This window comes from Actinomadura sp. 1N219, from assembly GCF_044326405.1.
GTDB lineage: Bacteria > Actinomycetota > Actinomycetes > Streptosporangiales > Streptosporangiaceae > Spirillospora.
In genome coordinates this window covers 193,470-219,375 of the sequence record NZ_JBIRAY010000001.1, presented here as the reverse complement: position 1 = coordinate 219,375, position 25,906 = coordinate 193,470, and the positions used below count along the sequence as shown (strand labels likewise).

At 70.0% G+C, this 25,906-nt stretch carries 27 protein-coding genes; 14 read left to right on the top strand and 13 right to left on the bottom strand.

Going from position 1 to position 25,906, the window contains the following annotated elements; translation table 11 throughout:
• Positions 1-97 precede the first annotated feature (97 nt).
• The 5 genes from ACH35V_RS01095 (at position 98) to ACH35V_RS01075 (ending at position 4,481) form a co-directional block, all read left to right on the top strand.
• Positions 98-967 carry a metalloregulator ArsR/SmtB family transcription factor gene (locus ACH35V_RS01095; protein ID WP_395969582.1) on the top strand — a complete coding sequence of 290 codons (870 nt, stop codon included), beginning with the start codon at positions 98-100 and terminating at the stop codon, positions 965-967.
• On the top strand, positions 955-1,536 hold the full coding sequence (locus ACH35V_RS01090) for a dihydrofolate reductase family protein (protein WP_395969581.1): 582 nt from the start codon (positions 955-957) through the stop codon (positions 1,534-1,536). The genes ACH35V_RS01095 and ACH35V_RS01090 overlap by 13 nt, the downstream gene beginning before the upstream one ends.
• A 366-nt stretch (positions 1,537-1,902) precedes the next feature.
• A complete protein-coding gene (locus tag ACH35V_RS01085) occupies positions 1,903-3,168 on the top strand; it encodes a hypothetical protein (RefSeq protein ID WP_395969580.1) in 1,266 nt (421 codons plus the stop codon).
• Entirely contained in the window at positions 3,165-3,764 is a 600-nt protein-coding gene (locus tag ACH35V_RS01080) for a hypothetical protein (protein ID WP_395969579.1), read from the top strand. The genes ACH35V_RS01085 and ACH35V_RS01080 overlap by 4 nt, the downstream gene beginning before the upstream one ends.
• A gap of 174 nt (positions 3,765-3,938) precedes the next feature.
• Positions 3,939-4,481 (top strand): GNAT family N-acetyltransferase, encoded by a 543-nt coding sequence (locus ACH35V_RS01075; protein WP_395969578.1) that lies wholly within the window; start codon positions 3,939-3,941, stop codon positions 4,479-4,481.
• Positions 4,482-4,639: 158 nt separating this feature from the next.
• Here the strand turns inward: ACH35V_RS01075 and ACH35V_RS01070 are convergent, their stop codons facing one another.
• Positions 4,640-5,266, bottom strand: a complete 627-nt coding sequence (locus ACH35V_RS01070) for a TetR/AcrR family transcriptional regulator (protein WP_395969577.1) — start codon at positions 5,264-5,266, stop codon at positions 4,640-4,642.
• 112 nt (positions 5,267-5,378) lie between these two features.
• On the opposite strand from ACH35V_RS01070, the gene ACH35V_RS01065 reads away from it, so the two are divergent.
• Positions 5,379-6,377 (top strand): zinc-binding dehydrogenase, encoded by a 999-nt coding sequence (locus ACH35V_RS01065; protein WP_395969576.1) that lies wholly within the window; start codon positions 5,379-5,381, stop codon positions 6,375-6,377.
• Positions 6,378-6,389: 12 nt separating this feature from the next.
• On the opposite strand, the gene ACH35V_RS01060 is transcribed toward ACH35V_RS01065, so the two are convergent.
• The 4 genes from ACH35V_RS01060 to ACH35V_RS01045 form a co-directional block, all read right to left on the bottom strand.
• Entirely contained in the window at positions 6,390-6,887 is a 498-nt protein-coding gene (locus tag ACH35V_RS01060; RefSeq protein WP_395969575.1) for a GNAT family N-acetyltransferase, read from the bottom strand.
• 56 nt (positions 6,888-6,943) lie between these two features.
• Complete coding sequence (locus tag ACH35V_RS01055; protein WP_395969574.1) at positions 6,944-7,825, bottom strand: SDR family NAD(P)-dependent oxidoreductase; 882 nt, start codon at positions 7,823-7,825, stop codon at positions 6,944-6,946.
• A gap of 118 nt (positions 7,826-7,943) precedes the next feature.
• Positions 7,944-9,029 (bottom strand): type III polyketide synthase, encoded by a 1,086-nt coding sequence (locus ACH35V_RS01050; protein WP_395969573.1) that lies wholly within the window; start codon positions 9,027-9,029, stop codon positions 7,944-7,946.
• Between the two features lie 196 nt (positions 9,030-9,225).
• A complete protein-coding gene (locus ACH35V_RS01045; protein ID WP_395969572.1) occupies positions 9,226-10,032 on the bottom strand; it encodes an SDR family NAD(P)-dependent oxidoreductase in 807 nt (268 codons plus the stop codon).
• A 192-nt stretch (positions 10,033-10,224) separates the two neighbouring features.
• Here ACH35V_RS01045 and ACH35V_RS01040 point away from each other — a divergent pair, with 192 nt between their 5' ends.
• The 4 genes from ACH35V_RS01040 (at position 10,225) to ACH35V_RS01025 (ending at position 14,586) form a co-directional block, all read left to right on the top strand.
• Entirely contained in the window at positions 10,225-11,775 is a 1,551-nt protein-coding gene (locus ACH35V_RS01040) for a cytochrome P450 (RefSeq protein WP_395969571.1), read from the top strand.
• On the top strand, positions 11,772-12,779 hold the full coding sequence (locus ACH35V_RS01035; protein ID WP_395969570.1) for a 3-oxoacyl-ACP synthase III family protein: 1,008 nt from the start codon (positions 11,772-11,774) through the stop codon (positions 12,777-12,779). The genes ACH35V_RS01040 and ACH35V_RS01035 overlap by 4 nt, the downstream gene beginning before the upstream one ends.
• A gap of 122 nt (positions 12,780-12,901) precedes the next feature.
• Positions 12,902-14,161 carry a wax ester/triacylglycerol synthase domain-containing protein gene (locus ACH35V_RS01030; protein WP_395969569.1) on the top strand — a complete coding sequence of 420 codons (1,260 nt, stop codon included), beginning with the start codon at positions 12,902-12,904 and terminating at the stop codon, positions 14,159-14,161.
• A gap of 47 nt (positions 14,162-14,208) precedes the next feature.
• Positions 14,209-14,586 (top strand): hypothetical protein, encoded by a 378-nt coding sequence (locus tag ACH35V_RS01025; RefSeq protein ID WP_395969568.1) that lies wholly within the window; start codon positions 14,209-14,211, stop codon positions 14,584-14,586.
• A gap of 222 nt (positions 14,587-14,808) precedes the next feature.
• Here ACH35V_RS01025 and ACH35V_RS01020 read toward each other — a convergent pair whose 3' ends face one another.
• Positions 14,809-15,837, bottom strand: a complete 1,029-nt coding sequence (locus ACH35V_RS01020; RefSeq protein WP_395969567.1) for an aldo/keto reductase — start codon at positions 15,835-15,837, stop codon at positions 14,809-14,811.
• Positions 15,838-15,983: 146 nt separating this feature from the next.
• Here ACH35V_RS01020 and ACH35V_RS01015 point away from each other — a divergent pair, with 146 nt between their 5' ends.
• Complete coding sequence (locus tag ACH35V_RS01015) at positions 15,984-16,595, top strand: TetR/AcrR family transcriptional regulator (RefSeq protein ID WP_395969566.1); 612 nt, start codon at positions 15,984-15,986, stop codon at positions 16,593-16,595.
• A 63-nt stretch (positions 16,596-16,658) separates the two neighbouring features.
• Here ACH35V_RS01015 and ACH35V_RS01010 read toward each other — a convergent pair whose 3' ends face one another.
• Positions 16,659-17,288 (bottom strand): hypothetical protein, encoded by a 630-nt coding sequence (locus ACH35V_RS01010; RefSeq protein ID WP_395969565.1) that lies wholly within the window; start codon positions 17,286-17,288, stop codon positions 16,659-16,661.
• Positions 17,289-17,509: 221 nt separating this feature from the next.
• Between ACH35V_RS01010 and ACH35V_RS01005 the strand changes: the two genes are divergently transcribed.
• Both ACH35V_RS01005 and ACH35V_RS01000 read left to right on the top strand, forming a co-directional pair.
• The gene (locus ACH35V_RS01005; RefSeq protein ID WP_395969564.1) at positions 17,510-18,940 is read left to right on the top strand and encodes a hypothetical protein; all 1,431 of its coding nucleotides are present in this window, start codon (positions 17,510-17,512) and stop codon (positions 18,938-18,940) included.
• A gap of 76 nt (positions 18,941-19,016) precedes the next feature.
• Positions 19,017-19,211, top strand: a complete 195-nt coding sequence (locus ACH35V_RS01000) for a serine hydrolase (protein ID WP_395969563.1) — start codon at positions 19,017-19,019, stop codon at positions 19,209-19,211.
• Positions 19,212-19,271: 60 nt separating this feature from the next.
• On the opposite strand, the gene ACH35V_RS00995 is transcribed toward ACH35V_RS01000, so the two are convergent.
• The 5 genes from ACH35V_RS00995 to ACH35V_RS00975 form a co-directional block, all read right to left on the bottom strand.
• Positions 19,272-20,972, bottom strand: a complete 1,701-nt coding sequence (locus ACH35V_RS00995) for an FAD-dependent oxidoreductase (RefSeq protein WP_395969562.1) — start codon at positions 20,970-20,972, stop codon at positions 19,272-19,274.
• Between the two features lie 177 nt (positions 20,973-21,149).
• A complete protein-coding gene (locus ACH35V_RS00990) occupies positions 21,150-21,491 on the bottom strand; it encodes a hypothetical protein (protein WP_395969561.1) in 342 nt (113 codons plus the stop codon).
• 131 nt (positions 21,492-21,622) lie between these two features.
• Positions 21,623-22,144 carry a thioredoxin family protein gene (locus tag ACH35V_RS00985; RefSeq protein ID WP_395969560.1) on the bottom strand — a complete coding sequence of 174 codons (522 nt, stop codon included), beginning with the start codon at positions 22,142-22,144 and terminating at the stop codon, positions 21,623-21,625.
• Between the two features lie 140 nt (positions 22,145-22,284).
• Entirely contained in the window at positions 22,285-23,160 is an 876-nt protein-coding gene (locus ACH35V_RS00980) for a hypothetical protein (RefSeq protein WP_395969559.1), read from the bottom strand.
• Positions 23,161-23,197: 37 nt separating this feature from the next.
• Positions 23,198-23,686, bottom strand: coding sequence for a hypothetical protein (locus ACH35V_RS00975; protein WP_395969558.1), 489 nt, complete (start codon positions 23,684-23,686; stop codon positions 23,198-23,200).
• Between the two features lie 131 nt (positions 23,687-23,817).
• Here ACH35V_RS00975 and ACH35V_RS00970 point away from each other — a divergent pair, with 131 nt between their 5' ends.
• Positions 23,818-24,945 carry a serine hydrolase domain-containing protein gene (locus ACH35V_RS00970; protein WP_395969557.1) on the top strand — a complete coding sequence of 376 codons (1,128 nt, stop codon included), beginning with the start codon at positions 23,818-23,820 and terminating at the stop codon, positions 24,943-24,945.
• Positions 24,946-24,963: 18 nt separating this feature from the next.
• Here ACH35V_RS00970 and ACH35V_RS00965 read toward each other — a convergent pair whose 3' ends face one another.
• Positions 24,964-25,848 (bottom strand): hypothetical protein, encoded by an 885-nt coding sequence (locus ACH35V_RS00965; RefSeq protein ID WP_395969556.1) that lies wholly within the window; start codon positions 25,846-25,848, stop codon positions 24,964-24,966.
• Positions 25,849-25,906 lie beyond the last annotated feature (58 nt).

Here is a 25,906-nt window from a genome sequence, read left to right as displayed (position 1 = left end):
AGTCACTCTGGGCAAGATCGGGGCCTAGCCGATCCGGCAACCCAGCCAGGGGATATTCCTTGACACGAATATTCTTCCTGATGAATACTTCCGGGCCATGGACGCAACACTCCTCGCCGCGCTGGCCGACCCCGCTCGCTGGCGGCTCGTCTGCCTGCTGGCCGAGCGGCCTCGGCCGGTCGGCGTCCTGGCCCAGCTCGCCGACGCGCGCCAACCCCAGACGACCAAGCACCTCCAGACCCTCGAACGCGCCGGCGTCGTCACGTCCCAGCGAAACGGCCAGCGCCGCCTCTACACGCTCCGTCCCGGCCCACTGCGGGACCTGGCGGCCACGCTCAACCAGCTCGCCGACACCGCGGATCGGCCCGGCGGCCCGCTCGAGGCCCACGACCGCCACGCGGCCAGCATCGACGCGGAACGGCGCGCCGCGGAGGAGCCGGGCTGGGCCGACGGCCGCTCCTTCGGATTCCGCCGGACGCTGGCGGGACGCCCCGAGCCCGTCTGGCAACACCTGACCGAGCCCTCCCTGCTCGCCCGATGGTGGACGCCCACCGACCTGCGCGTCTCCGAACTCGTCTTCCAAGCGCAACCGGGCGGACGGATCGTCCTGGAATACCGCGACGCCGAGGACGCCGACGGCTCGGACATCGTCGTCGGACGCGCCGAAGGAGTCGTCGAGGAGATGCACCCCCAAGAGCGCCTCACCTACCGGATGTCCCCGCTGCTTCCCAACGGCGATCCGGCCTTCACAGCCCACGTCGCCTTCGCCCTGCAGCCCACCGACACCGGCACCGGCACCGGCACGCAACTCGACGTGCACTGGCAGCTCGACGGCAGCACCGTCGAGTCCGCCGACTTCATCGCCGGCATCGAGATCGGCTTCGGCCAGAGCCTCGACAAACTCGCCGAAACCCTCACCGCCGACTCACCCCGCACCGACACAAGGAGCCTCCCGTGGGACGACTGATCATCAACGTCGCAATGACCGTCAACGGCGCCTTCGAGGCACCGGCAGCCGAACCGCAGGGCGGCTGGCTGGTCACCGACCCCCACAGCATGCAGGCCGGGCTTGAGATGTGGCAGGCCGCCGACGCCATGGTGCTCGGACGCAGGACCTACCAGGGACTGGCCGCCGCCTGGCCCCAACTCGCCAACGTCCCCGGCTTCGAGGCGTACGCGGCCCGGATGAACGGCATGCCCAAATACGTCGCGTCCCGGTCCCTAACTGGGCCGCTGGAATGGAACGCCACCCTGCTCGAAGGCGACCTCGCCACCACCATGAGCCGCCTCAAGGACGAACACGACGGCAACCTGATCGTCCCCTGCGCCGGGGAGTTCGCCCGCGACCTCATCGCCCACGATCTCGTCGACGAGTTCTGGTTCAACGTCAGCCCCTACCTGTGGGCGACCGGACCACGGATCTTCGACGACATCGGCCCCGTCCGCCTTGAACTCGTCAGCACCACGACCTTCCCCTCAGGCATGGTCCGCCTCTGCTACCAGCCCACCCCAGCCCCCACACCACCCACCAGCTAGCTTCGGACACCGCCCCGACACAACGCCGCTCGCCGCTACACCCACACCGGAACAGAACCGCACGTAATCCGACCAAGCGCCCGCCGCCGCTCCTGGTCCTCGCCTGGCTCCGCGTCCGCGCTCTCCACCCAGTCCTGGCCGCACGGCTGAAACCCTCCGTGCACTCCGAAGTCTCCGCGGGGTCCTCCGGATCCCCCAGGCCCTCCGTGGATGTGCCACCGACCTGTACTTCGGACGACTTTCGAGACGCCCCGACCTGGGCACCTACCAAGATCGCAACCGTCCCGCCTTCGAGCGTGTTCGGGACGCGAGACGCCCGGTCCCGCGCGGCGCGGTACGGACTGCTTTGCGATCTATGATTCCCGAATGTCTGGCGAGCGCGTGTCCCAGGAGTCGGGCAGCCCGGTTGCGATGCTTCGGGAGTACCGGTTCGCGATGCCCGATGAAGATCACGGGCGTCTGCTGGCGGCCGATCTCGCCGATCGTGGGCATCGCTGGGTGCGGATGCGGCCGATGTACCTCCCGCATCTGGACCCCGCGAACCGGTTGTTCGGCAAGCCCGAGTTTTCGCGGCCAGAGCTGGAGGGCTGGTGGCAGGTCAGCTCGGTGGTCGACGAACTCGCCACCGAGGACGCCACCGAAAGCCACCAGCGCGAGTGTGAAGAAGTCGCGGTCGCGGCGCTCGCAAGGAGCCACCTCGGGTTCTGCGAAGGCGGGTCCATCGCCCACCGTGAAACGATGCTGCGTCTCCTGGACCTCGACGGCCTGCTCCACGACCTGCCTCAAGAACAGGCCCACGAACGGCGTGTCGCCGTCGCGCGGTCCTTTCCCACCCCGCAGGACATCGCGGCGCCTACCGTCGCGGCAGCGGCACCCATCACCAGAGGGCTGCCATCGCTGCTGGACACAGTCCGCGCGGTCGCGCGCCGACTGGAAACCGACGGCGCAGCCACTCAGATGATCAGCTGGTGGCTGACCGACGAAGCAGCACAGTTCGAAGACGACCAGGAACTGCTCTTCGAACTCTCTGACGCCGTCCTGCACCAAGGCACATGCTCCCCGCACACCGCGGAACAGATTCCCTTTCTGACCGGGATCATCGAACACGAACAGGTCGCGGCGCCCTTTCGAGCGTTCCTTCTGCTCCTGCTCACCGAGGCCGGAACCGTCGGACGCCGGCTCGCGGCGCAAGACGCCGACAGGCGATCCGCACTCGGACTCGGCTCCGTCCAGAGTCCGGACGAGACGGCAGCTCAGAATGCCGTCGAAGCCGTCGCCCCCGCACTGCTACGACGCTGGCCAGGTGAGTGCGAAGCCGTCCAGAGCGGGCTGGCCTTCCTCGCCGCAGCCTTCCCCGACAGGGCGCAAACCGCCGGAATCATCCAGCCGATCGCCGAGCTGGCCGCCACCAGTTCCGAGCACCACCGGACCGCGATGCTCCACCTCGCGCACGCCCTGGCATCAGCCGACGAAGCGGCACTCCACGCCACCTACTCCGCGGCGATCGCCAGCACATCCATCAGGCTCACAAGCATCCCGTCCCCCACCGCACCGGCCACCGCCGCCAGCCTGGACGTCCTGCACCGGATGCTCCAACTGGAGACCGCCCTCGTCCTCAAGCTCAGCGCATGATCACGGTCGATGTCGTCCTCGAAGCCGAGCCGCTGGACGACTTCACAGCCTGGCCGATCTCCGACCTCTCCGGCCGGCGGTACCTGGAGCTCTCGGGGACGATGACGCGGCTGGAAGTCGGAACCGCGATCGCGGTAATCCTCGCCTACAACAACGTTCCCCTCGACAAGGTCATGGACGCCGCGCTGCTGGATCACCATCTCGCCGAAGCCGAAATGCTGATTGCCCCAGGTGGTCTTCGGTTCCACGACACCGCCACGGGCGCGGAGTTCGTACCAGGCTGCTGTTTCGGACTGGAAAACTGGCGCGATTGGCAGGCTGCTGCCGATGGCCACGACATCTTCCTCGGCCACAGCCCGGACTCCCGTCTCGAACACCACAACGGATACATCAGACTCTGGCAGGACGCCAGGTCACCGAAACCCACTCTCGACCTCGACTCCAAGCGGCTCACCGAGCTTCTCGCCACAAGCGAGCGAAACCTTCAGGATTTCCTCAGCGCGACCCGAAACTGGGCCGATACCGCCCTTCCACACCTGGCCACGAGCCTCGTCGCCACCCTTGACGAGCACCTCCACATCAACCCACGGAACTAGCCTGTGCCGCCCTCTACGGAGCCGAGCCCCATCGACGGCCGCCCTAGTGTTCGCCGAACCGCTCCAGCAGACCCGCCACAGTCCTGCAGACCTCTCTCAAGCGGATGACGGGGGTCGTGACAGGACCGAATCCTGCTGACATGAATGTCAGGAGCGGCTGTCACAATCGCCCCCGTGAGCAGCACGTCCCTTCACATCCGCCAGATCCTGCTTCCGCAGCAGATCGGCGCCGACCTGACCCGTGAATTGGTCGAATGCTGGGTGGCCGTCAGCAACGACGGAGGCGCCGTCGGCTTCCCCTTCCCGCCCGTCACCGCCGCCGACGTCAACCCGGCCGCCCACAGGCTCATCTCTGACCTGGACCCGCAGCTCAGCCGCCTCGTCATCGGCATGGTCGACGGTGCCCTGGCGGGCTGGCTCAACATCCGCCGCGACCCTCATCCGCTGGTGGCCCATTGGGGCACCGTGCATCACGTCCAGTCCCACCCTGAGCACCGCGGCCGCGGAATCGGGGCCACGCTGATGAACCACGCCCGCCAGATCGCCCGTGACGAGATGAACCTGGAGCAGCTCCATCTCGCCGCACGGTCCGGCATTGGCTTGGAGGACTTTTACGGCCGCCTCGGCTACACGGAGATCGGCCGCCGCCGAGGCGCGTACCGGCTGACGCCCGAAGACGACCGCGACGAGATCCTCATGGCCCTCGCCCCACTATGACCTCAACCGCGCTGAGCGTCCGATCCTCAAGCGGATCATTTCGACGACATCGGCCGCCTGCAGCATGGTGGGCGTGGCGCAGAAGTCCTGGCGCTATGCGGAGTGGGGCGTGAACGGCACCGCCCCTAAGCGGGGACGCAAGTTTTGTGCGAAGTGCTCTAGGTCGCTACGGCGGACGGGGTGGAGGTGAGGGTGTTCCAGGCGGCCATGGCGCAGGTGATGATCGCTTCTAGGTCGTTGCGGGTGGCGCCGTCGCGGGCCTGGACGGATAGGCCCTGCACCACCGTGGTGTAGTAGCGGGCGATGGCGTCGAGGGTGGCGGGCGTTGCGGTGAGGTCGCCGTCGGTGACGCCGCGGACGAGCCGGTCTTTGACGGCGCTGAGCATGCCGCGCCGCAGTTCGGCCAGGAACTCCCGAATCTCGTGGTTTTCTTCGGCGCCGGTGGGCGCGGCCAGGATGAGCATGCAGTAGTGCGGCGCGTCCGGACGGGTGATCTCGTCGGCCGTGGCGCGCAGCATGGCATGGATCGCGGCACGCGTGGACGGGTGTTCGCGCAGCGCGTTCCTGGGACGTCCGCCCGAGGTGATGCCGTAGAGCGCCATGACCTTGCGGAACAGCTCCTGCTTGCTGCCGAAGCAGGCGTAGATGCTGGCCGAGGCGATTCCCATGGCCTGGGCGAGGTCGTTGAGCGAGGTGCCCTCGTAGCCCCGCTCCCAGAACAGGTCCAGCGCCGTGCGCAGGGCGACGTCGGGGTCGAACGTGCGCGGCCTGCCGCGAGCAGCCATCGAGCGTCCCTCCGAGATTTCTTTGTCGTTCGATCAACTTTACCTTGACCTGCGCTCCGGCGCCATGACACGATTTGTTGGCTGTTCGATAAACAAATAGGAGGCGGCCGCTGTGAGCATCCCGTCCACCATGCGCGCCCTGCGGCAGACGTCGCTGGACGGCCCGCAGGACCTGCGCCTGATCTCCGACGCGCCGGTACCGAGCCCCGGGCCCGGCGAGATCCTGATCCGGGTCGCCGCCGCCGGCGTCAACTACGTCGACATCTCGCAGGCCCGCGGGACGTTCGCGGGCGGCCCGCAACCGCCGTATCTGGCGGGCATCGAGGGCGCCGGTGAGGTCGCCGCTGTCGGAGACGGGGTGTCCGATCTGGAGCCCGGCGCCCACGTCATCGGCGTCGGCATCGGAGGCGGCGCCTTCGCCGAGTACATGGTGCTGCCCGCGGCCGCCGCGCTTCCCGTCCCGGCGGGATGGACGGACGAGCAGGCGCTGGGCCTGGTCGTGAACTGGCCGACCGCGCTGGCGGCACTCAAACCTTTGGGCGGCGTCACCGCAGGCCAGACCGTGCTGATCCACGCAGCGGCCGGAGCGACGGGCCAGGCCGCCGTGAAGATGGCCAAGCACTACGGCGCGACGGTGATCGCCACGGCCTCGCCGGGCAAGCACGATGTCGTCCGAGGTCTGGGCGCCGACCACGTCCTCGACTCCCGCGACGCCGACCTCACCGCCGCGGTCCTGGCTCTCACGGAAGGCGCGGGCGCCGACCTGGTGCTGGAATCGGCCGGAGGCCCTGCCCTGGACGCCAGCCTGGCCGCGGCCAAACGGGTCACCGGACGGGTCGTCGTCTACGGCCTGGCCGGGGGCGAAGCCGCGATCACCAACTGGGACCTGGTCTACAAGCACCAGATCCACGTCATCGGCCTGAACATCGGCATCCTGATCCAGGCCGCTCCGCAGATCTTCGGCGAGGTCATGGGCCAGTTGTTCGGCCTCCTCGCCGCCGGAGTGCTCGGCCCCGGCCAGCCCACCGCGTACGACCTGGCCGAAGGCCCCAAGGCACTCACCGAACTGGAAGCGCGAGCCACCGTAGGCAAACTCGCACTGTTCCCCTGAACGGACCGAGCTTCAGCAGGTTCGCTCGTATTCGACCTGATCGACGGGGTTGCCATCGCCGTAGTCGAAAGGACGCGTGGCACCAGACTCAACGAACCCGCACTTGGTGTAGAAACGGCGAGATTGCGGGGTGTCGCGCAGCGTCCACAGGTGTACGCGAGCGAATCCGTCGTCCCTGAGTCGGTGCAGTGTTTCGGTCATCAGCGTGGCGGCGGTGCCGCTGCCCCAGCCGTCGGGGTGGCAGTAGAAGGCGAAGAGCTCTGCGAGACCCGGCCGGGTCGGGGACGGGCGCGTGAACGACAGCGCCAAGGGGCGGCCGTCCAACTCGGCGAGCAGGATCGTCCCCGTCCCCTCCGCGATCCGCTCGTGCCACCGAGTGCGTCTGCTCTCGGCGGCCTGCGCGGCGAACTCCGTCTGGAAGAAGGGCGCGTGGGACGCCTCCCAGGACGCGGCATGGATCTCTCCGAGCGCGTCCCCGTCCTCCGGCCGGGCGGGACGAACCTCGATCATTCGGCCAATCTATCCACCGGGCGGACCGGCACCGGGGGTGCCCGGGGTGGCCGGAATCATGGTCCCGCCGGGTCGCATCCGACGAGTTCGGCCGATCGGTTCCACACGCGGCGCTGCAGCATCTGGTCGCGCCGGGTCCGGGTGGCGGGCAGGAGGTGAAGGCCCGGGATGGAGCTGTGGAAGCGACCGCCACGGCCGTCGAACTCGGGATCGGCGGCGAGGCGGACGGCCGACTCGGCGCCCTGGGCCGGGGTGCTGAGCAGCGGGGTCCTGACCAGCGGCGTGCGGCCGACGATGCGCGCCGCCCGATCCATCAGCGGGACGTCGCGCACGATGTTGGACGCGACCGGGCCCGGGCACATGGCGTTCACGGTCACCTCGCGCTGCCGGGCAGCCAGTTCCTGGGCGAACAGGATGTTGTAGAGCTTGGTGCGGCCATAGGCGCGGATGGATTCGTACCAGGGGTAGTCGACGGGGTCGGCCAGATGTTCGACGTCCACCCGGTAGGCGATGCGGTACATCTCAGACGCCACCATGACGACCCGTCCGCACGCGGCCTGCAGTGGTTCGAGGAGGAGATTCGTCAGCAGGAACGGACCGAGGTGGTTGGTGGCGACCATGCGGTCGAACCCGTCGCAGGTGGTGCGCGGGCGGAGGTCGTGGGTTCCGGCGTTGTTGACCAGGACGTCGACGGCCGCGTACCGGTCCCGGAGTTCACCCGCCACCCGCCGGACGTCCGACATGACGGACAGGTCGGCGAGAAAGGGCTCGATGACGGCTCCGGGAGCGCTGGCTCGGAGTTCGGCCAGCGTGACCCTGGTCTTGCCGGGGTCGCGGCAGATGATCGCGACACGGTGGCCACGGCGGGCCAGCGCCCGCGCGATCTCCTTGCCGATCCCGGACGTCGCGCCCGTCACCAGGCTGATCGTCTCGTTCACGAGCCCGCGCCCCGATCCGCCGGCGCCGGCATCGTCGCCGCCGGACGGTCGTCAGTGATCATCAGTCCTCCCAGCGGTGATCGATCGTGCGTCCGGAGGAGCTCGCCGGTGCCGGGGCTCAGGGCCACTGGAGCAGCGACAACTCACAGCTCAGGCCAGGCCCGAAGGCCATGAGGACACCCCGGGTGCCCTTGGGCACGTCGGCGGTGTTCACCCGTTGGAGGACGTGGAGGATCGACGCGCCGACCATGTTGCCGGTGCGGGCCAGGACGTCGTACGAGACCTGGAAGGCGTCGGCGTCGATGGCGAGCCCGCGCGCGACGTGGTCGAGGACCTTGGCGCTGCCGGGATGGCAGAGCCACACTCCGATGTCGGCGGTGCCCAGGCCGTGGCGTGCCAGGAGGGTGCCGACCGCTGCCGGCGCCGCCTCCTCGAAAGCGTCCCCGATGCCGGGCTCCAGGAAGGTGCGCAGGCCGTGCTCTTCGACGAGCCAGCCCACCATGTGCCGGGTTCCGGGGATGAAGGAGCTGTAGGTGTCCAAGATGCGTGGACCTGCCCGGTGGGCGGCGGCGGCACGGCGTGCTCCGGCCATCACGATCACCCCGCAGCCGTCGCCGAACAGCGAGCACTCCACGATCTTGGTCAAGGTCATCGGTGCGGTGCCGAGCAGGATCGAGGGCAGGTCGCAGACGACGCCGACCGCCAGGTGATCGGGGTGACCGCGCATGTGGTCGTGTATCCGCCCGATCAGCGCGGCACCGCCCGCGCAGCCGGCGGGCGGCATGCCGATGCGCTGCACGTCGGTGCGCAGCCCCAGGGCGGTGGCGATCTCGACGTCCACGTGGGGAGCGCTCAGCGTGGTGTAGGTCGTGGTCGCCAGCAGGTCGACCTGGTCCGGGGGCGTCGCGAGGTCGCCGAGAGCGTCGCGGATCGCCGTCACGCTCTGCTCGATCACCGCCTGCCGCTGTTGTGCCAGCGCCCGGGTGGAGGAGCGACGTCCGAGCTGTTCCAGCGGGAGGGTGGTGTGGCGTGTGCGGACGCCGGAGTTGGTGAAGATCCGCCGGATCAGCCCGTCGCTGCAGGGTGGACGTTCGGTCGCGGAGATCAGGCGTTTGACCGCCGCGATGGCTTCGGCGTTGTCGTACTGGTGCGGCGGTAGGTCGACGCGTGCATGAAGGATCTGGCTCTGGCCGCGCGCATACATGGAGGTCCTCTACTGGCGGGTCTTCACGGGAGGCATCGGACGCTCATGGCCGAGGGACGACCGCATGGCGTTTGGCAGAGGTCGGTGGCGTTGGCAGAGGTCGGATGTCGGCGGGCAGCGGGCAGCGGGCGGCGGGCGGCGGCAAGGCGGCTTGGCCGGACGGTCGGACGGTCGGACGGTCGGACGGTCGGCGGGGTCAAAGAAGGTGGGACGTCTGGCGGCGGGCCAGGCCGTCGCAGGCGGCCTGGGCGTGGCGAGCGGACCTGACCAGGCGGTGCAGCTGGACGGGAATCGCCGGGGAGACTCCGGCCAAGCGGGTGAACTGCCGTACGTACCAGGGCGCGACCACGACCTCCGCGGTGTCGTCGCGGATGGCCTGGCAGACGGCGTCGGCGACCTGCTGGGCCGTGCAGGTCGGGAAGTAGGAGGGCAGCGGCGACGGCAGCCGGGTGACCATGCCGGCGTCGCGGACGAAGATGGGGCAGATGACCGAGACGCCGACGCCGCGAGGGGCCAGATCGGCGCGGATCGAGTGGGCGAAGCCGCGCAGCCCGTGCTTGGTGGCGCAGTAGAGGGCCATCCGGGGGACGGCGATCCGGCCGCCCAGCGCGCTCATGAACACCAGGTGCCCGGCGCCCCGGGCGGTCATCTGCTCGACGGCGAGGCGCGCCATCCTCATGGGGGCGCGCAGGTTGACGTCCAGGACCGTGTCGATGTCGTCGAGGGTGTAGTGGGTCAGCGGACCGGGGGCCGTGACGCCGGCGTTGGCGATCAGGATGTCGATGGGCCCGGCCTGCCTCATCAGCTGGGCGATGTCGTCGTCGTCCGTGATGTCGGCGGTGATGACCTGGCCGTTCAGCTCGGCGGCGAGCTCGGCGAGGACGGCGGTGTCGCGGCCGGTCAGCACGGTGCGGGCGTCCTGGGCGGCGAGGGTGCGGGCGATGGCCTGTCCGAGTCCTCCCGTCGCGCCGGTAATCAGAGCGGTCTTTCCGGTCAGTCGCATGGGTCTGTCCTTTACGCGCTGTAGACGGTTCATTACCACCTCTATAGTCACACATAGTAGTCAATTGAATGCATGGCGCATTGGTGGTGCGAAGTCCTGACAGGAGTGGCCGCCGCGAGCGGGTGCCCTTCCGGGACGGTTAGCGCCGCGTCGATGCGCCACGCGGCCCGGGCGGATGGAGGGGTGGACCTAATGGCGACACTTGACGGGGCGTCCGCGGCGCTCGCGGGGCCGGGTCGTCCGGTGCCCGGCCCGAGCCGGTGGAATCCGCGGGCCTGGCACGCCTTCCTGCTCCGTGTCGAGCAGTTCGACTGGGCCTTCGACCGCTACGGCGACGTCTTCACCCTGTGGACGCCGGGCGTCGGACGGGTGGCCGTCCTGCGCGACGCCGAGATGATCGCCGCCGCGCTGGCCGCCGAACCGGGTCTGGCGTCGTTCAACGCACGGCCGACCGCCGTCCTGTGGGGGCCGCGGTCGGTGTTCACCCAGGAGGGGGCGGAGCATCAGCGGCTGCGCAAGCTGATGCTGCCCGGCCTGGGTGTCAAGGCGATCCGGCGGCACCGCGCCGACGTCGCCGCGGTGGCCGGGGCGATGGTGGACGCCTTCCCCGCGCCCGGAACGCCGTTCGCGTTGCTCCCCCGCGTGCAGGACGCGGTGCTGCGGGCGATGCTGCGCATGCTCTTCAGCCTGGACGACCAGGCGATGCGGGCATGGACGCCGCCGGTCGCCGCACTGATGCGCGTGGGGGCGTCGGAGCAGACGACCGTCCGGTTCGCGCTGCGGCGGGCCGGGGCGATGCGAGTGTGGCCTGCGTTCTACCGGGCTCGGGCGCGCTGCGGCGGGCTCGTCCGGCAGGAGATCGCTCGCCGCCGGCGCGAGCAGTGCGGCGACGACATCCTCGGCACCCTGATGCGGGCGCGCACGCCCGAGGGCGCCGGGCTGACCGACGCCGCGCTGGTCGACCAGGCCATCAGCTTCATGTTCGCCGGTCAGATCACCAGCAGCCTGGGGCTCGCCTGGGCGGTGGAGCGGCTGGTCCGGAACCCGCGGGCCCTGGACCGGCTGACGGACGAGGCGGTCGCGGGCGAGAGCGACGCTTACGCCACCGCGGTGGCGTCCGAGGCGATGCGGCAGCGTCCGCCCACCGGCGTGATCCCCCTCGGGACGGTGCGGGAGCCGCTCAGCCTGGGCGGGTACCGGATCGAGGCGGGCACCGGGCTCGTGGTGGCACCCCGTCCGCTGCACCACAACCCGCGATATTTCACCGACCCGCACGTGTTCCGGCCTGAGCGTTTCCTGGGCGACCGCCTGGTCCGGCACAGCTGGATGCCGTTCGGCGCCGGCGCGCGGCTTTGCGTCGGGCGGCACCTGGCACTGCTGCAGATCACCACGTTCCTGCAGGTCCTGGCCCGCCGCGTGGCGCTGCGGGCGGTCGAGACGCGCGATGAGCCGATCCGCCGGATCGTCTTCAGCCTGCATCCCGGAAACGGATGCCTGGTCACCGCCGAGCCGCGCGGCCCCGCCGGCCGTCTCCCGCCCAAGCCGGGCGAACACCCCGAGCCACGCGAACACCCCGGGCCGCGCGAGCACCCCGGAGCGGGCGAACACCCCGGGGCGCCGCCCGACGGGAGTTGCGGGCGGGCATCACCCGGGGGGGCACCGAGAAAGTGTTCCCGACCCGATTCTCGGCCGGATGCTCAGACGGATTCTCGGACGGACGGCAGAGGCGGAGAGAGCGCATGAACCCGCCATACGCCCGGGTCACCACGGTCTCGGCGTACCTGCCCGACACCCTGTTGAGCACCCCCGACCTCGAAGAGCGACTCGCCGCACGCAACCCGCACCTGCGCATCCCCCGGGGCGTCATCGAGCGCGTCACCGGTGTGCGCTTCCGGCACCTGGCGCCCGCGGGCATGATGGCCTCGGACCTGGCCGTGGCGGCGGCCGGCGACTTGCTGGACCGGGCCGGACGGCGGCCCACCGACCCCGACCTGATCATCTACGCGGGCGTCGGGCTCGACGCGATCGAGCCGGCCACGGCCCACATGGTGGCGGCCAAGCTCGGCGCCCGCTGCCCCGTCTTCGACGTCCGCAACGCCTGCAACGGCGTGCTGAACGCCATCGAGCTGGCCGAAGCGCTGATCGTCACCGGACGCTGCGGCACCGTCCTGATCGCCTGCGGGGAAGTGGCGAGCACGGCCATCCGCTGGGAGCTGGCTTCAGCCGCCGACTTCACCGCCGCTATCCCGTCCTACACCGTGTCCGACTCCGGCGCCGCGCTTCTGGTCGAGGCCGACACCACACCCGGAATTCTCGGCCACCACGCCCTGGCCGTCTCCAGCGCCCACACGGCCGCCGTCGTCCCGCTGGTCCGCACGGGCGCAGGCGGTTGGCAGGTCGGCCCCTTCACCGTCGATTCCCTGCGGCTGGCGGCCGCGATCAGAAACATCGGCCCCGCCGTCTGGGAGAAGCCGCTCGCCGAACACGGGGTCGGCTGGGACGACCTGGCCGCGATCTGCCTGCACCAGACCTCCTTGCCCGCTCTGCAGACCTTCTGCCAGTACGCCGACGTCCCGCTGGACAAGGTCGAGATCACCATCACCGACCACGGCAACCTGGTGGCCGCCACGCTGCCGGCGCAGCTCGCCGCCGCCACCGCCGCGGGCCGGGTCCGGTCCGGCGACCTCGTCGCGCTGATCGGCCTGGCCAGCGGGATCAGCGGCGGCTCCCTGCTACTGCGCTGGTGACCCGGAACCGCCTGGTGCCGCGCCCACCGCCGCCCAACTCCGCCGCACTCCTCCGCCGCACTCCTCCGCCGCACGCCTCCGCCGCCCGAACCCGTTCACGCAGAAAAGGGAGAGGACCGTCCGTGGAGTCCGTACCAGCGAACTATGTCGATCGCACCATGCTCGTCCTTCACCGGCTGGACGAGCCGAACTGGTACATCGGAGCCGGAATATGCTACGCCGGGGCCCTTCCTTCCCACGAACATTTCCGCCGGTTCGTGCTCGCCGCGATCGACGCCGCTCCCGTCCTCCGCTATCGCCGCATCGGCCCGATACGCAAAGCGAAATGGGTCCCGGACGACGCAATCGACGTCGATCAGCACATTGAGTACCATCGCCTGCCACCGGGAGGCGACCCCTACAACGCCGCCATGCGGGCGATCCGGTACACCTCCCTGCCGATGGACCGGCCGCTCTGGAAAGTTCACCTCCTCCACGGCTACAAGACCGGCGAGTACACGCTGTGCTACCAGGCCAGTCACGCCTTCCAGGACGGCATGAGCGCCATGGCGACGCTGCGGGCGGTCATGACCGGCGTCCCCCTTCGGCCGCCCCCGGTCACCCGGTACCCGGGACGATCCACGCTTTGCGGCGTCCTGCGGACCCTGCCTGAGCTGCGTCCTTACCCATCAGACCCGCGCTGGCGGCCACCGGCGGACACCACGGGCGCCGTGCTGTTCCGCGTCGTCCACCTGGATCTGGACACCGTGCAGGAAATCGCGACCCGCACCGATTGCGGCCCCGCTCAGGTCACGCTGGCCGCGGTCACTGGCGCGATGCACCATTGGAACCCCCGCCGCAAGGGCGGGCCGCACCGGCGGCCCCGCACTTTCAACGTCTTCATGCCGACCAGCTTCGGCGACGGACGCCGAAACGGCGGCCTTGGAACTCACTCCGGCATAATGCCCCTCGTATTGCCGGGCGACGAACCGTCCCCATATCGGCGGCTCCTCGCCATACGAGAAGCCGTATCCCTCAAAAACGTCATCAGCCTGCGCAGGAACCAGGCATTCGTCGATGGGCTCGGCTTCCCACCGGCCCGGATCGTCGAATCGGTGATGCGGCTGACCGATCCCATGGCCTCGATAATGACGCGAGGACACATAGCGTTCACCATGCTCCCCGCCAACTCCTTCGAGATACCCGACGCGATCGACTTGTTCATCGTCCCGCCGCTGCCCTGGAGAATCGGCGCCTATTTCAACGCGGTGCACAGCAGCACCGGCATCACCATCGGCTGCGGGATGAACGGCGATCTTCCCGACGTCGATCAGGTGCCCGATCTCATCCAGGACGCGCTCACCGAACTACACGACGCGACCGTGCAGCTAGCGCGGCGTTGAAGCCTCGTCCGGCACTGATCGGCGAACCGATCGATAGGGAGGACGCCTTGGAAATCCCACACCGCACTCCACTGCCATCAGACCCGCCGCTGGACCCGGCCATTGACGGGCCGGCCACCACACCGCCCCTGCCGGGCAGCGCACCCGCGGACGAGACGTCCGACACGTTCGATCCGCTCGGCGACGCAGCCGCCGGCCTTCCGCAAGCCCTGCCCGGCGGAAGCCTGCTGGCACTGCCCCTGGCCATCGCCGCACACCTGATCGACAACCTGCACCACAGCCTGTTGGACACGGTCGGCTTCGCCAGGATCCGCCTCGCCGAGGTCCTCGTCGGCCGAAGCCTTTCCCACCTGCCCGGCGTGCCCGCCACCGACCAGCTACGACAAGCCACCCAGTCCCTGCCCGGGCCCGCCGCCGACCGCTGACCGGCACATCCCGACTACGGCGACCGCGGGCGCGCTGGAGCCCTGGACCGGCGTAGTCGAGGGCATCGGCGTAGCCGCCGCCCCCCTCCGCTCAGCGATGCTCCCGACCCCGGCGGAGCGTCCGGACCTTGGCGCGGCCGCACCGGGTGCCCGTAGGTGTTCCTTGGGGCGATCGGCCCAAGAAACCGCCCCGGGGCCGGACGTCCACTCCCGGGGACGGGGTCACGTGGCGGGGCGGTCGTCGGGGAGGCGGCGGCGCAGGTGAGGGTGGTCGATGGGGGGTGGGTTGTAGGACGCGTCCAGCGTGCCGATGTCGGTGCCGGGAGGGACGATGGCGTCGATGCGGTCGAGGACCTCGTCGGTCAGGACCGTCTTGGCGCCCGCGAGGAGGTCGTCGAGCTGCTCCATGGTGCGGGGGCCGATGATCGCGGACGTGACGCCGGGATGGGCGATCGCGAACGCCATCGCCAGGTGCGTCAGCGACATCCCGGCGTCCTGCGCAAGGGGAATGAGCTGCTCGACGGCGTCGAGGCGGCGCTCGTCGGTCAGGTGCTTGAAGCCGAAACCGGCCCGGTGGCTGTCGTTCTGCTGCCCCTTGCGGTAGCGGCCGGTGAGCAGGCCCTGCGCGAGTGGGCTCCACACCAGGGTGCCCATGCCGTAGCGCTCGCAGACCGGCAGCACTTCGCGCTCGATGCCGCGGTTGAGGATCGAGTACGGCGGCTGCTCACTGCGGAACCGCGACAGGCCGCGCCGCTCGGCGACCCACTGCGCCTCGACGATGTCCGAGGCCGGGAAAGTGGAGCTCCCGATGGCCCGCACCTTGCCCGCGCGCATCAGGTCGCTGAGGACGGAGAGGGTCTCCTCCACGTCGGTGTCCGGGGCAGGCCGGTGGACCTGGAAGAGGTCGACGTGATCGGTCTGCAGACGGCGGAGCGAGTCGTCCAGTGCGCGGACGAGCCAGCGCCGCGAATTGCCCCGGCGGTTGGGGTCGTCCCCCATCGGGAGGTGCGCCTTCGTGGCGAGGACGACGTCGTCCCGGCGGCCCTTGAGCGCCTTGCCGACGATCTCCTCGGACTCGCCGTGCGAGTAGAAGTCGGCGGTGTCGACGAAGTTGATGCCCGCGTCCAGCGCCCTGTGGATGATGCGGGCGGAGTCGCCGTGATCGGGGTTGCCGGCCGCTCCGAACATCATCGCGCCCAGGCAGTAGGGGCTGACCTTGATGCCGGTTCGACCCAACGTGCGGTACTTCATGATTCTCCTCAAGCGATCACCGATGCCTCACCCCCGCAACGCGCTAGGCTGAGGCAAACGGAACAATGTTCCGCATACGACAATACGGAACATTGTTCCGGTTAGCAACCGAGCGGCCGGACCGGCGGCCGGTGGAGGGTGGGCAGATGGTGGACGGTGAGGGGGCGCAGCGGCGGGTTCGGGCGGACGCGCAGCGGAGCATCGACGCGCTGTTGACCGCGGCCGCCGAGGTTTTCGCCGCGTCCGGCGTGGACGCCCCCGTCCGGCAGATCACCGCCAAGGCGGGCGTGGGCGCCGGGACGCTCTACCGGCACTTCCCGCAGCGCTCGGATCTCATCGCCGCCGTCTTCCGGCACGAAGTCGACTCGTGCGCGGACGCCGCCCCCGCCCTCGCCGACCAGCACGAACCCCTCGAAGCGCTCACCCGGTGGCTGCTGCGCTTCGCGGAGTTCATCGGCACGAAACGCGGGCTCAGCGCCGCCCTCCACTCCGGGGACCCGGCCTACGACAGCCTGCCGTCCTACTTCTCGCAGCGCTTCGAGCCCGTCCTCGGCGCGCTCCTCGCCGCCGCGGCGGAGGCGGGCGAGATCCGCGCCGACGCCGATCCGGAAGACCTGCTGCGCGCCGTCGCCAACCTGACCCTGCCCGTCCAGGACGACGACGGACACACCCAGCGCATGATCGCCCTGCTCATCGACGGTCTCCGCTACGGCGTCCACCCCAAGGAGACCCGGACCCGCCCCCGGACCAGCGGCTGAGCCGACCGCACCGGACGCCCGGCCGTCACAGCGGATGCCGAGCTTGATGACGGCGCCGTTGGGTCAGGACGGGGAGTAGAGCCAGGGGTTGCGCAGGTCGTGGAAGGTGGGCTCGTCCACGTAATGCGACATCTCATCGTCCCGCCACGCCTTGAGGTCGGGCGGCATCGGCCTGCGCTCGCCGTCGCGCGCGTCCTCCTCGGTGGTGAAATAGACCGCGATGGTGCAGCCGCCGTCCGGGTGGACGATGAAGAGCCCGCCGATGGTGTCCGGACGCGCCTCCGCCATGGCGCGTCCTTCCTCGTCCGTCCAGAACGGGCGCAGCGCCTCCCGGTCGCGGACGCGCGTCTGGATCATCTGGACGAACTCGGCCGTGTCCGACCCGCCGGCCCCGAACGACTCGACGTCGGTGCAGTCCTGAACGGTGAGCTCGCCGTCGAGCAGCTCGGACGTGGACTCCCACCATTCGCGCTGCGCGCGCCGTTTGTCGTTGCGGTGCGCCGCCCGAGTCGACTTGAAGCGCGCCAGCCACACGAACTCGCCGTCCTCGGTCACTCCGGCGGTCGTGCCCAGCCATCCCCGGGAGCCGGGGGCCAGTTCCCGGTACCAGCGGTCGACGGCCTCGCGCAGCCCGGCGGGGTCCCGGGCCCTCCCCCGCACGAGCTGAACGTGCATCTTGTCCTGGAATGGCATGCCCGCCCCCGCACGTACCTCTGCCCTGTCCAGGCCGAACGTCACCGGAGCGCCCGGCCAAGCCGCCCGGACACTCCTACCCTGTGTCGCCCCGTCCTCACACTGCGAAACCATGCGGGTTCTGGGGCGCGGGCGACCGGATCGTGCATGAATGGCCCGCTCCACAAACGTGGTTCGCAAGGGGGGAGGTGCAAATCAGGGCATTTCACTAGGATGCCCCCGTGCGCGAAGATCAGGGTGTCCCGGACGACGGCGTGCTGACCGCGCCGCTCCGGCTGGCGGACGACGGTCCGGCCGACCGGCCGGCCGAAGAGCCGACCGGCGGGCCGGCCGACGAGCCGGCCACCGGACCGGCTGACATGCCGATCGGCGGGCCGGCGAACGTACTGGCCGCCGGGTCGGCGAACGTACTGACCGGCGAGTCGGTCGGCGGGTCAGCCGGCATGCCGCTCGGCGGGTCGGTCGGCATGCCGCTTGGCGGGCGGGTCAGCGAGGGCGAGTCCGCGAGGCCGTCCGCCGGCAAGCGCGGTAGGACCGCCGAGGTCGATCCGGCCCCCGTTCGAGCGTTCGGCAAGGACGTCGAGCGTCTCGCCGAGTTGGTCGGACGTCTCGCCGCGACCGCGTCCACGCTGGGTGAACGGCTGGACGGCGAGGTGCGCGGCGTGCTCGGCAGCGCGGAGAAGGCGCTGGCCGAGGCGAGCGGCGCCCGCGCGGAGGCCGCCGATGCCGACGACCGCACCCGGCGGGCCGAAGCGCAGGCGGAGGCGGCGTTGAAGGAGGCCGCCGACGCGAAGGAGGAGCTGCAGAAGGTATCCGCGGCGGCGAAGGCCAGCGTCATGGCGGCCCAGGAGAGCGAGGCCAACGCCTGGAAGGAGGCCGGCGCGTCGCAGCAGGCCCGCGCCACCTCCACCAACGAGGCCGCGCATGCCGAGGGTCTCCGCAAGCGCGCGGAGGCGGCGTGGAGCACCGAGCATCAGGCGCGCACGGACGCCGAACGGGAACGCGACGACCTCGCCGTCCGGCTGACCAACGAGCAGACCGCGCTGGCCACCGCGCGGACGGAGCTCGCGAACACGCGCGCCGACCTCACCGAAGCGCGCGACAAACTGGAGACCGCCGTCGAGACCGAGCGGCAGTTGCGGGCTGAGCTGTCCGCCGCGAAGGGCGAGATCGCGGGACTCACCGTCGAGCGCGACTCCGTCGTGGCACGCGCCACCGAGCTGGCCACGCGGGTCGACCGCGCCGAGGAGCGGGCCGACGCCGCCGAGATCCGTGCCGAGCGGGCCGAGCAGCGCGCGGACACCGCCGAGATCCGCATCGACCGCGACGCCACCACCGTCCGCGCCTTGCAGGACACCCTCCGCGCGGCCCTGGACCTGCCGTCCATGGAGGAACTGGCCGACGGGCGTGGGGTGCGGGTGGGCGAGTCCGGCGCGGTCATCGCCAAGCCCGGCGCGCTGATCGGCGTCGACCAGGTCCCGGACGTGATGGACGGGGAACTGGCGGCGCGGTTCGCGCGGGCGATCCTGGCCGTGCGGGTTCACCAGGCCACGCGACCGTCCGTCCACGACGACCTGGAACCCGCGTCGGACGCCACCGAAGACGACGATGACGCCGGGGGCGGCGGCGAAGAGGTCGCCACCGAAGACTGAACCTCCGGACGGACGCGAGCGCCCGCCCCCCGACGATCCGGCAACGAATTCCCCGCAGAACGGTAGGGGTTTTCGCATGCAGAAGCAGGCGCAGGACGCGATCGACCAGCTCGTCGAATCCGGAGCCGAGACGGGCATCCAGGTCGCCGTCTACCGGCAGGGCGAGCCGCTGGTGGACGCCGTCGCGGGCGCGGCCGACCCGGATGCAGGACGTCCAATGACGTCCGATACGCCCGTGTACGGAACGTCCGCCGGGAAGGCGCTCACCTAACACCCCCGCCCCGAATGGCACCCACCACCGAAGCGCAGGCCGTTATTGGAGGGTGGGTCATTATTGGAGGGCGGCGGGGGCGCCTTGGGGGACGGCGGGGCGGTCCGGGAGGACGCGGTCGACGCGCTCGTAGGGCGCGCCCAACTCAGGGCGTGTGTCTTTCTCACCGCGGTTGGGCCAGAAGGCCATTGCGCGCTCGGCCATCGCCGTGATGGTGAGGGACGGGTTGACGCCCAGGTTCGCCGTTACCGCCGACCCGTCCACGATGTGCAGGCCAGGGTGGCCGTGGACGCGGTGGTACGGGTCGATCACTCCCGTTTCCGGAGTTTCCCCGATGACGCAACCGCCGATGAAGTGCGCGGTTGTTGGAATGTTGAACAAGTCGAACCACGTGCCGCCCGGGGTGGCGTCGAGTTCCTCGGCGAGCATCCGGACGGCGTCGTGCGCGACCGGGATCCAGGTCGGGTTGGGTTCGCCGTCGCCCTGCCTCGCGATGAGTTTCCGGCGTCCGAGGCGGCCGCGCTTCTCGCCGACGGTGATGGAGTTGTCGGCGGTCTGCATGACCAGGGCGATGACGGTGCGTTTCGCCCAGTCCTTGAGCGACAACCCGCGCAGGATGATGGTCGGGTGCCGGACGGCCTGCCCGAGGAACTTCAGCCACCGGGGCGGTCCGCCGCCGTCCACCAGCAGGGTGCGGATGACGCCCATCGCATTGTTTCCGGCGCCATACCGGGTCGGTTCGATGTGAGTCTTCTCGTCAGGGTGGAAGGACGAGGTGATGGCGAGTCCGGTGCTGTGGTCGACGTCCTTCTTGCGGTGCCAGACGGTCATGCGCTCGACGCCGAGCAGCGCCTCGGAATTGGTGCGGGTGAGTTCGCCGAGGCGGGACGACAAATGCGGGAGCCGTCCGGCGGCGCGCATCCGGTGGAGGAGCCGCTGTGTCCCGTACGTCCCGGCGGCGAGGACGACATGCTCCGCCGTCAGAGTTTTCCGGCGTTTCCGGAGCGGCCCGGTGTGTTCGGTGCCGACCTCGTAACCGCCGCCGTCGCGGGGCGTGACGGCGGTGACGGTGGTGTCGGGCACGACCCGGACACCCGCCTGCTCCGCCAGATACAGATAGTTCTTCGTCAGCATGTTCTTCGCGCCGACCTTGCACCCGATCATGCAGGAGCCGCAGCCGGTGCACGTCGTCCGGCGCGGGCCGGCGCCGCCGAAGTACGGGTCGGCGGCGTCCTCTCCCGGCCGCTCGCCGAAGAAGACGCCGACCGGGGTGGCGTGGTAGGTGTCGCCGACGCCCATCCGGTCCGCGACGCGCTTCATCGCCTCGTCGGCGGGTGTGACCAGCGGGTTGACGGTGACGCCGAGCATCCGGCGGGCCTGGTCGTAGTGCGGCTTCAGCTCGTCCTGCCAGTCGGTGATGTGGCCCCACTGGCGGTCGGTGAAGAACGGCCGCGGCGGCTCGTACAGCGTGTTCGCGTACACCAGCGAGCCGCCGCCGACACCCGCGCCCGCCAGCACCAGCACGCCCGCCTTGCCCCCGACCAGGTGGACGCGCTGGATGCCGCGCATCCCGAGCCGCGGCGCCCACACGTATTTCCGGAGTCTCCAGGACGTCTTCGGAAGTGTCTCCTCGTCGAAGCGGCGTCCGGCCTCCAGCACGGCGACCCGGTACCCCTTCTCGGCCAGCCGCAGCGCCGTCACGCTGCCGCCGAAGCCCGAGCCCACCACGATCACGTCGAAGTCGTAGGCGTCACCGGACACTGCACACCACCTTCGTCGCGGAGATCACGAAGCCCCCGAGTGTGGACCCTCCGTTCCGTCGCGCGCCATGCACACGGAGCAACGATTTGAGAACGCGTTTATCACCCGAGTGACAATCGGACGCGCGACCCCGAGTTCTCTGTACGCCGCCGATGCCAACAGTGCTGACGAGGCGGGTCACGAGCGGGCGGGGAGCGGCAGCGTTGTCGTCCGATCGATCACCGGTTCCAGGCAGACGGTGCGGCTGCAGGCGCCGTACGAGACGACGATCTCCGCTGTGTCGCCCGTCCGGCGGACGGGGAGCGAGATCGTGACCGGCCCGTCGGGGTAGACCGGGAGCCGCGCACCCAGCGACGGCAATTCCAGCTGGCGGACGGCTTCGTCCGCGCTCGGCACGCCCTTGGCCTCCAGGCCCGCACGGACGTTCACCTCCGTGGGAATGCCGAGGCCCCCCGGCGGCAGCTCAAGGCCGTAGATGTGAAAGCCGGGCCGAGTCGGACGGAACGTCACTTGCACCAAGTCCGCAGAGATATCAATGGTGACGTCGACATCACCCGCCGTGAACCGGGCGACCGCCGGGCTTCGACCCGAGCCGCACCCGCCCAGCAGCAAGACCGCGGCAAGAAGAAGGAGGATGAGGGCTGTCCATTTCACCGCCAGCGCCTGAGAAATGCGGCGACGTTCTCGTGCCGCAGTTCGCCGTTGGCGGAGGCGGGGTACAGGCCCTCATTGCCGGCGGTCCGCACTTTGCCGTTCGGGGAGAGAACGATCAGGGCGGGAATCCCGGTCTTCCTGAGTTCCAATCCGTACTTCCTGGCCAGCTCCAGATGCCGATCCATCCGGCCGACATCGATGGTGACGACGTGATAATTAGCGAGAAGAGGCCGGACGGCCCTGTGGCGGAAGGCACGCTGGAGCACCGCACATTCGGCGCACCACCGTGCGCCGAAATCAAGGAGCAGAGGAAGACCGTCCGCCTTGGCCTTCGCGAACGCGGCCGCAATCTCGGCGCCCGCCTCGCCCTTCGGATCGTACGCGCGCGGCATTGGCGCCAGCGGTGTCGCCGGGAACTCGGGATCCGGTGCCGTCGTGGGAACGACGTCGGCGCGCTCAGACCCGCTGCGCGCCTCGACCATTCCGCAGGCGGTGGCGGCCAGCAGCACGATCGCCACGAAGAGAGGCAGTTTGGGGGCGGGCATGACGAACTCTCCCAGTGATCAGTGGAAAGTAAAGCGAGAGTAGCGCCGCCGCGCCCGCCCGGCTGTTCAAGGCCAACTCCGGTCACCCCCTCCGATCGGCTGCACAGGGTCCGTCATTGGCTGTGGAACGTCGCCGGATGCCGATGGTCGGCGGAGCAACCGAAGAAGCCGCCGTGGCTGTAGCGGCCGATCTGCAAACCGGTCGGTTCCAGGGCGGCCCAGTAGGCGTCGCCGGAGGTGACGATGTCCAGCGCGGCGTCCTCGATGGGCCGCCAGCGGGGCGGGCCGCCGTCATGGTCGGACGCGCCACCGCTCCATTCGGAACTGTCCAGCTGCAGGATCAGGTGAGCGGGCGCACCGCACTCCGCGCACGTCGGCGGGTCACCCATGTCGGTGACGTTCCAGGCCATGCCACCGCCGACCTTGCAGCCGGACGCGGTCGACAGACCGTACTGGTACGCGAAATAGCCGGCCTCCCATTCATCGATCGCATCTTGGATCTCCGTCGGGAGCTCATCCGAGTCCGGGTATTCGGTGACCGGCTCGGGGTCGAGCACGCAGGGGATCGGCACCAGCCATTCCTCCTCGACCGTGTAGGGCGCCGGCGGGTCGGCGAGGACCTCGGTGACGTCGTCCGCGCGTCGCCACCGCACGCTGATCGTGTGGTTGAGCCACAACCCGTCGTGGTTGGGGCACCAGAGGATCTGCAATAGGTCGGTCCCTTGCGGGAACGGGTATGCGGGGACATCGGCCGCGTATATCTGCGCGATCGGCACCATCGCGACCGGCCGTTCATGGCCGTTGAACGCCTCGTCGCAGAAGGGCCAGGGCTCGTTCGCGGGCCACCGAATCGGCCCTCCGATGCTGCTGTCGTCCGGCCCTGGCGCGCCTCTCCGAGGATGCAGCCGGACGGCGGTGCGGGCATACGCGGCAAGTTCGGGAATGCCGACGGTGATGTCCACGATGGGCGGCGGAGTCGTGTGCGTCACACGTGCATCCTCCTACCCGCCGCCGACAGAACCCGCGTCAGATAGGGACATGCTCGCGGAGGGCGCTCACGCCGAGGTCCTGGCGAATAGCGTTACGCAGGACGTGGAGCCGGTCACTGAAAGTCAAGAATTCAGACTCGTAGTCGGCGGAGGACTGGCCTTCGCCTTTTCGGATGCGGTCGCGGAGGTTGCGGAGGGCCGCGGAGGTTTCGACCGCGGCTTGGACGACCTGTTCTGGCGCGATGAGCACCAGGTGTTCTTGAGCCTGGTTCACGCCGGCACTCCGAAAGGCCGCCCTTGCCGCGAGGTCCCGGGTGGTATCGGGAGGAAAGTCTCCTAGCGAGACCGCTCGCATCGCCTGGTTCGCCTCGTGTAGCGCATTCAGGTAGCCGACATAGATCTCGCGCCGGACGGTGAGCCATTGGCTGCTCTGCTCCCGCCGCCAGCGGAGGCGGTCGCCGACGAGCACTGATCCGAGGCCGATGACGGCTCCGAGAACCGTGGAGAGCACTGGGATCCAGGACACAGCGCGGAGTCTAAGGCGACCCGGTCGGTGTCGGTAGGTACACCTTGGATTCGGGTTTTGGGCCCAATGCCGCCGATCCTGATTGCCGGAAGAGTTGATCAGGTCAGCGAAATCTTCCGAGGAGGAATCCCATGGCCCGTGGACGTGCAGCAGCCGCAGTTTCCGTCGTCATTGCTGGGACGGCGCTGGTCACGACCGTCGCCGCCGGGGCGTCCAGTGCGAGTGCCGTTGGGCCGTCAGGGCTCGATCGGAAGGTGCAGGGTGCGGCGGAGCGGCTTGTCGCGGACGGGGCGCCCGGTGTGATCGTGATGACGCGGCGCGGCGGACGCGTCTCGCATGTGACGGCGGGGGTGTCCGACAAGGCGACCGGCGCGCCGATGGACCACCGACTGCTGTTCCGGATCGCGAGCGTGACCAAGTCGTTCACCTCGACGGTCGTCCTGCAACTGGACGCCGAGCGTCGGCTCTCCCTGGACGACACGGTGGAGAAATGGCTGCCGGGCGTCGTCCAGGGCAACGGCAACGACGGGTCGAAGATCACCATTCGGCAGCTGCTGGCGCAGACCGGCGGGCTGAACGAGTACGTCCAGGACCCGCGGATCATGAGCGACCCGGCCCGCGTCTGGACGCCCGCCGAACTGGTCGCGATCGCGATGGAGAAGCCGCCCGTCCACGCTCCCGGCCAGGGCTGGAACTACGCCAACACCAACTACGTCCTCGCCGGGATGATCATCGAGAAGGCCACGGGGCGGACGGCGGGTGACGAGTTCCAGCGCCGTGTCTTCGGGCCGCTGCGGCTGCGGCATACGTCGTATCCGACCACGTCACCGGCGTTCCCCGGCCCGTATGTGCACGGCTACTACCTCCAGCACGGGGACGTCAGCACGCTGATCAGCCCGTCCAGCGCGCGGACGTCCGGCGGCATCGTGTCCACCGTGGACGACGTCGCGAGGTTCCACCGGGCCCTGTTCACAGGCCGGCTGCTGCCCGCCGAGCAGATGCGGGAGCTGCGGACTGTCCGGCCGGTGAACGACGAAGGCGTCGTGGAGGACTACGGACTCGGCGTCGCGCGGATCAAGTTCTCCTGCGGGTACGCGTGGGGTCACGACGGCGGCTTCCCCGGATACCGCACCTGGACGTACACCAGCGCGGACGGACGCCGCCAAGCCGTCATCACCTACAACGCGTCCGCGCTGGAGAACGGCGAGAAGTTCCGCGCGGACCTCGGCAGGCTGGCGGAGACGGCCTTCTGCGCCTGAATCGCAGGGCGAGCGCGGTCAGCGGGGCGGGGACTGGATGTTGCCAATGCCGAGTGTGTTCTGGGCGGGCATCAGGCCGGTCTCCAGGACCTTGACCAGGATCGGCATCGTGAGTTCCGCGAGGCGGCTCGACTTCTCGGCGCCCAGCGTCCGCCACGGCTCGTAGGCCAGGTCGTCGGTGGTCCGTTCGACGGAGTTGCGCAGCTCACGGCCCTGGTCGGTGGCGGTCCCGTCCGGGTGGACGAGTCCGCGGGACGCGAGACGGTCGCGGGCGGCGGACCATTCGGCGTCCGTCCAGCCCCGGCTCGCGAACGTCGCCACGGGCGCGGCGCCGACCGCGGCGAACGAGACGAGCGCCTCGACCGGGTCGAGCCCGGCGGTGAGCAGCGCGGCCACGTGTCCGTCGCCGCGCTGCTCGCGGAGGATGCCGATGGCGTGCCAGAGGACGAGGTGCGGCTGGTCCGGCCAGGGCAGGCCGGCGTTGGCGGCGGCTAGCGGGCGTCCGGCGGTGCTCGCGGCCCCGGCGGCGGTGCGGGCCAGATCGGCGGCCTCGGCGAGATCGGGGGCCTGGAGGATCTCGTCGCCTAGCAGGGCCCGGTACATCCGGTCGACGGCGCGGGTGCGGGCCGCTAGGACGCGGTCGGGCGCCGCGATCGTCCAGGCCGCGGGGATGTGCTCGGCGATCATCCGCGGGCTGAAGCTGTAGAAGGCGGACGAGACCTGCTCGGTGCTCGCCGCGCCGAGCGGTGCGGCACGCCAGGCGAAATAGCTCGGCCAGCGGTCGTCCACCTTGTAGCCGAGGGCCTCGGCTTCGGCGAACACTTCGGGCGAGTACCAGAACAGGGCGTGCACGGCTTCGAGCTGATGCCACATCTGCCGTGCCAGGCCGGGATCGTCCGCCATCGGCCGTCTCCTTCGTCTCCCAATCGCCAATCTTGACACTGTCAAGACTACTCGACGG

What these genes read in the sequence shown, in the direction of transcription:
- ACH35V_RS00970 (WP_395969557.1), top strand. Translation starts at nt 23,818, where the DNA reads ATGGCCCGTGGACGTGCAGCAGCCGCAGTTTCCGTCGTCATTGCTGGG.
- ACH35V_RS00965 (WP_395969556.1), bottom strand. Translation starts at nt 25,848, where the DNA reads ATGGCGGACGATCCCGGCCTGGCACGGCAGATGTGGCATCAGCTCGAA.
- ACH35V_RS01060 (WP_395969575.1), bottom strand. Translation starts at nt 6,887, where the DNA reads ATGATCGAGGTTCGTCCCGCCCGGCCGGAGGACGGGGACGCGCTCGGA.
- ACH35V_RS01040 (WP_395969571.1), top strand. Translation starts at nt 10,225, where the DNA reads ATGGCGACACTTGACGGGGCGTCCGCGGCGCTCGCGGGGCCGGGTCGT.
- ACH35V_RS01095 (WP_395969582.1), top strand. Translation starts at nt 98, where the DNA reads ATGGACGCAACACTCCTCGCCGCGCTGGCCGACCCCGCTCGCTGGCGG.
- ACH35V_RS01010 (WP_395969565.1), bottom strand. Translation starts at nt 17,288, where the DNA reads ATGCCATTCCAGGACAAGATGCACGTTCAGCTCGTGCGGGGGAGGGCC.
- ACH35V_RS01080 (WP_395969579.1), top strand. Translation starts at nt 3,165, where the DNA reads ATGATCACGGTCGATGTCGTCCTCGAAGCCGAGCCGCTGGACGACTTC.
- ACH35V_RS01020 (WP_395969567.1), bottom strand. Translation starts at nt 15,837, where the DNA reads ATGAAGTACCGCACGTTGGGTCGAACCGGCATCAAGGTCAGCCCCTAC.
- ACH35V_RS01070 (WP_395969577.1), bottom strand. Translation starts at nt 5,266, where the DNA reads ATGGCTGCTCGCGGCAGGCCGCGCACGTTCGACCCCGACGTCGCCCTG.
- ACH35V_RS01000 (WP_395969563.1), top strand. Translation starts at nt 19,017, where the DNA reads ATGCAGAAGCAGGCGCAGGACGCGATCGACCAGCTCGTCGAATCCGGA.
- ACH35V_RS01050 (WP_395969573.1), bottom strand. Translation starts at nt 9,029, where the DNA reads ATGTATGCGCGCGGCCAGAGCCAGATCCTTCATGCACGCGTCGACCTA.
- ACH35V_RS01045 (WP_395969572.1), bottom strand. Translation starts at nt 10,032, where the DNA reads ATGCGACTGACCGGAAAGACCGCTCTGATTACCGGCGCGACGGGAGGA.
- ACH35V_RS01035 (WP_395969570.1), top strand. Translation starts at nt 11,772, where the DNA reads ATGAACCCGCCATACGCCCGGGTCACCACGGTCTCGGCGTACCTGCCC.
- ACH35V_RS01015 (WP_395969566.1), top strand. Translation starts at nt 15,984, where the DNA reads ATGGTGGACGGTGAGGGGGCGCAGCGGCGGGTTCGGGCGGACGCGCAG.
- ACH35V_RS01085 (WP_395969580.1), top strand. Translation starts at nt 1,903, where the DNA reads ATGTCTGGCGAGCGCGTGTCCCAGGAGTCGGGCAGCCCGGTTGCGATG.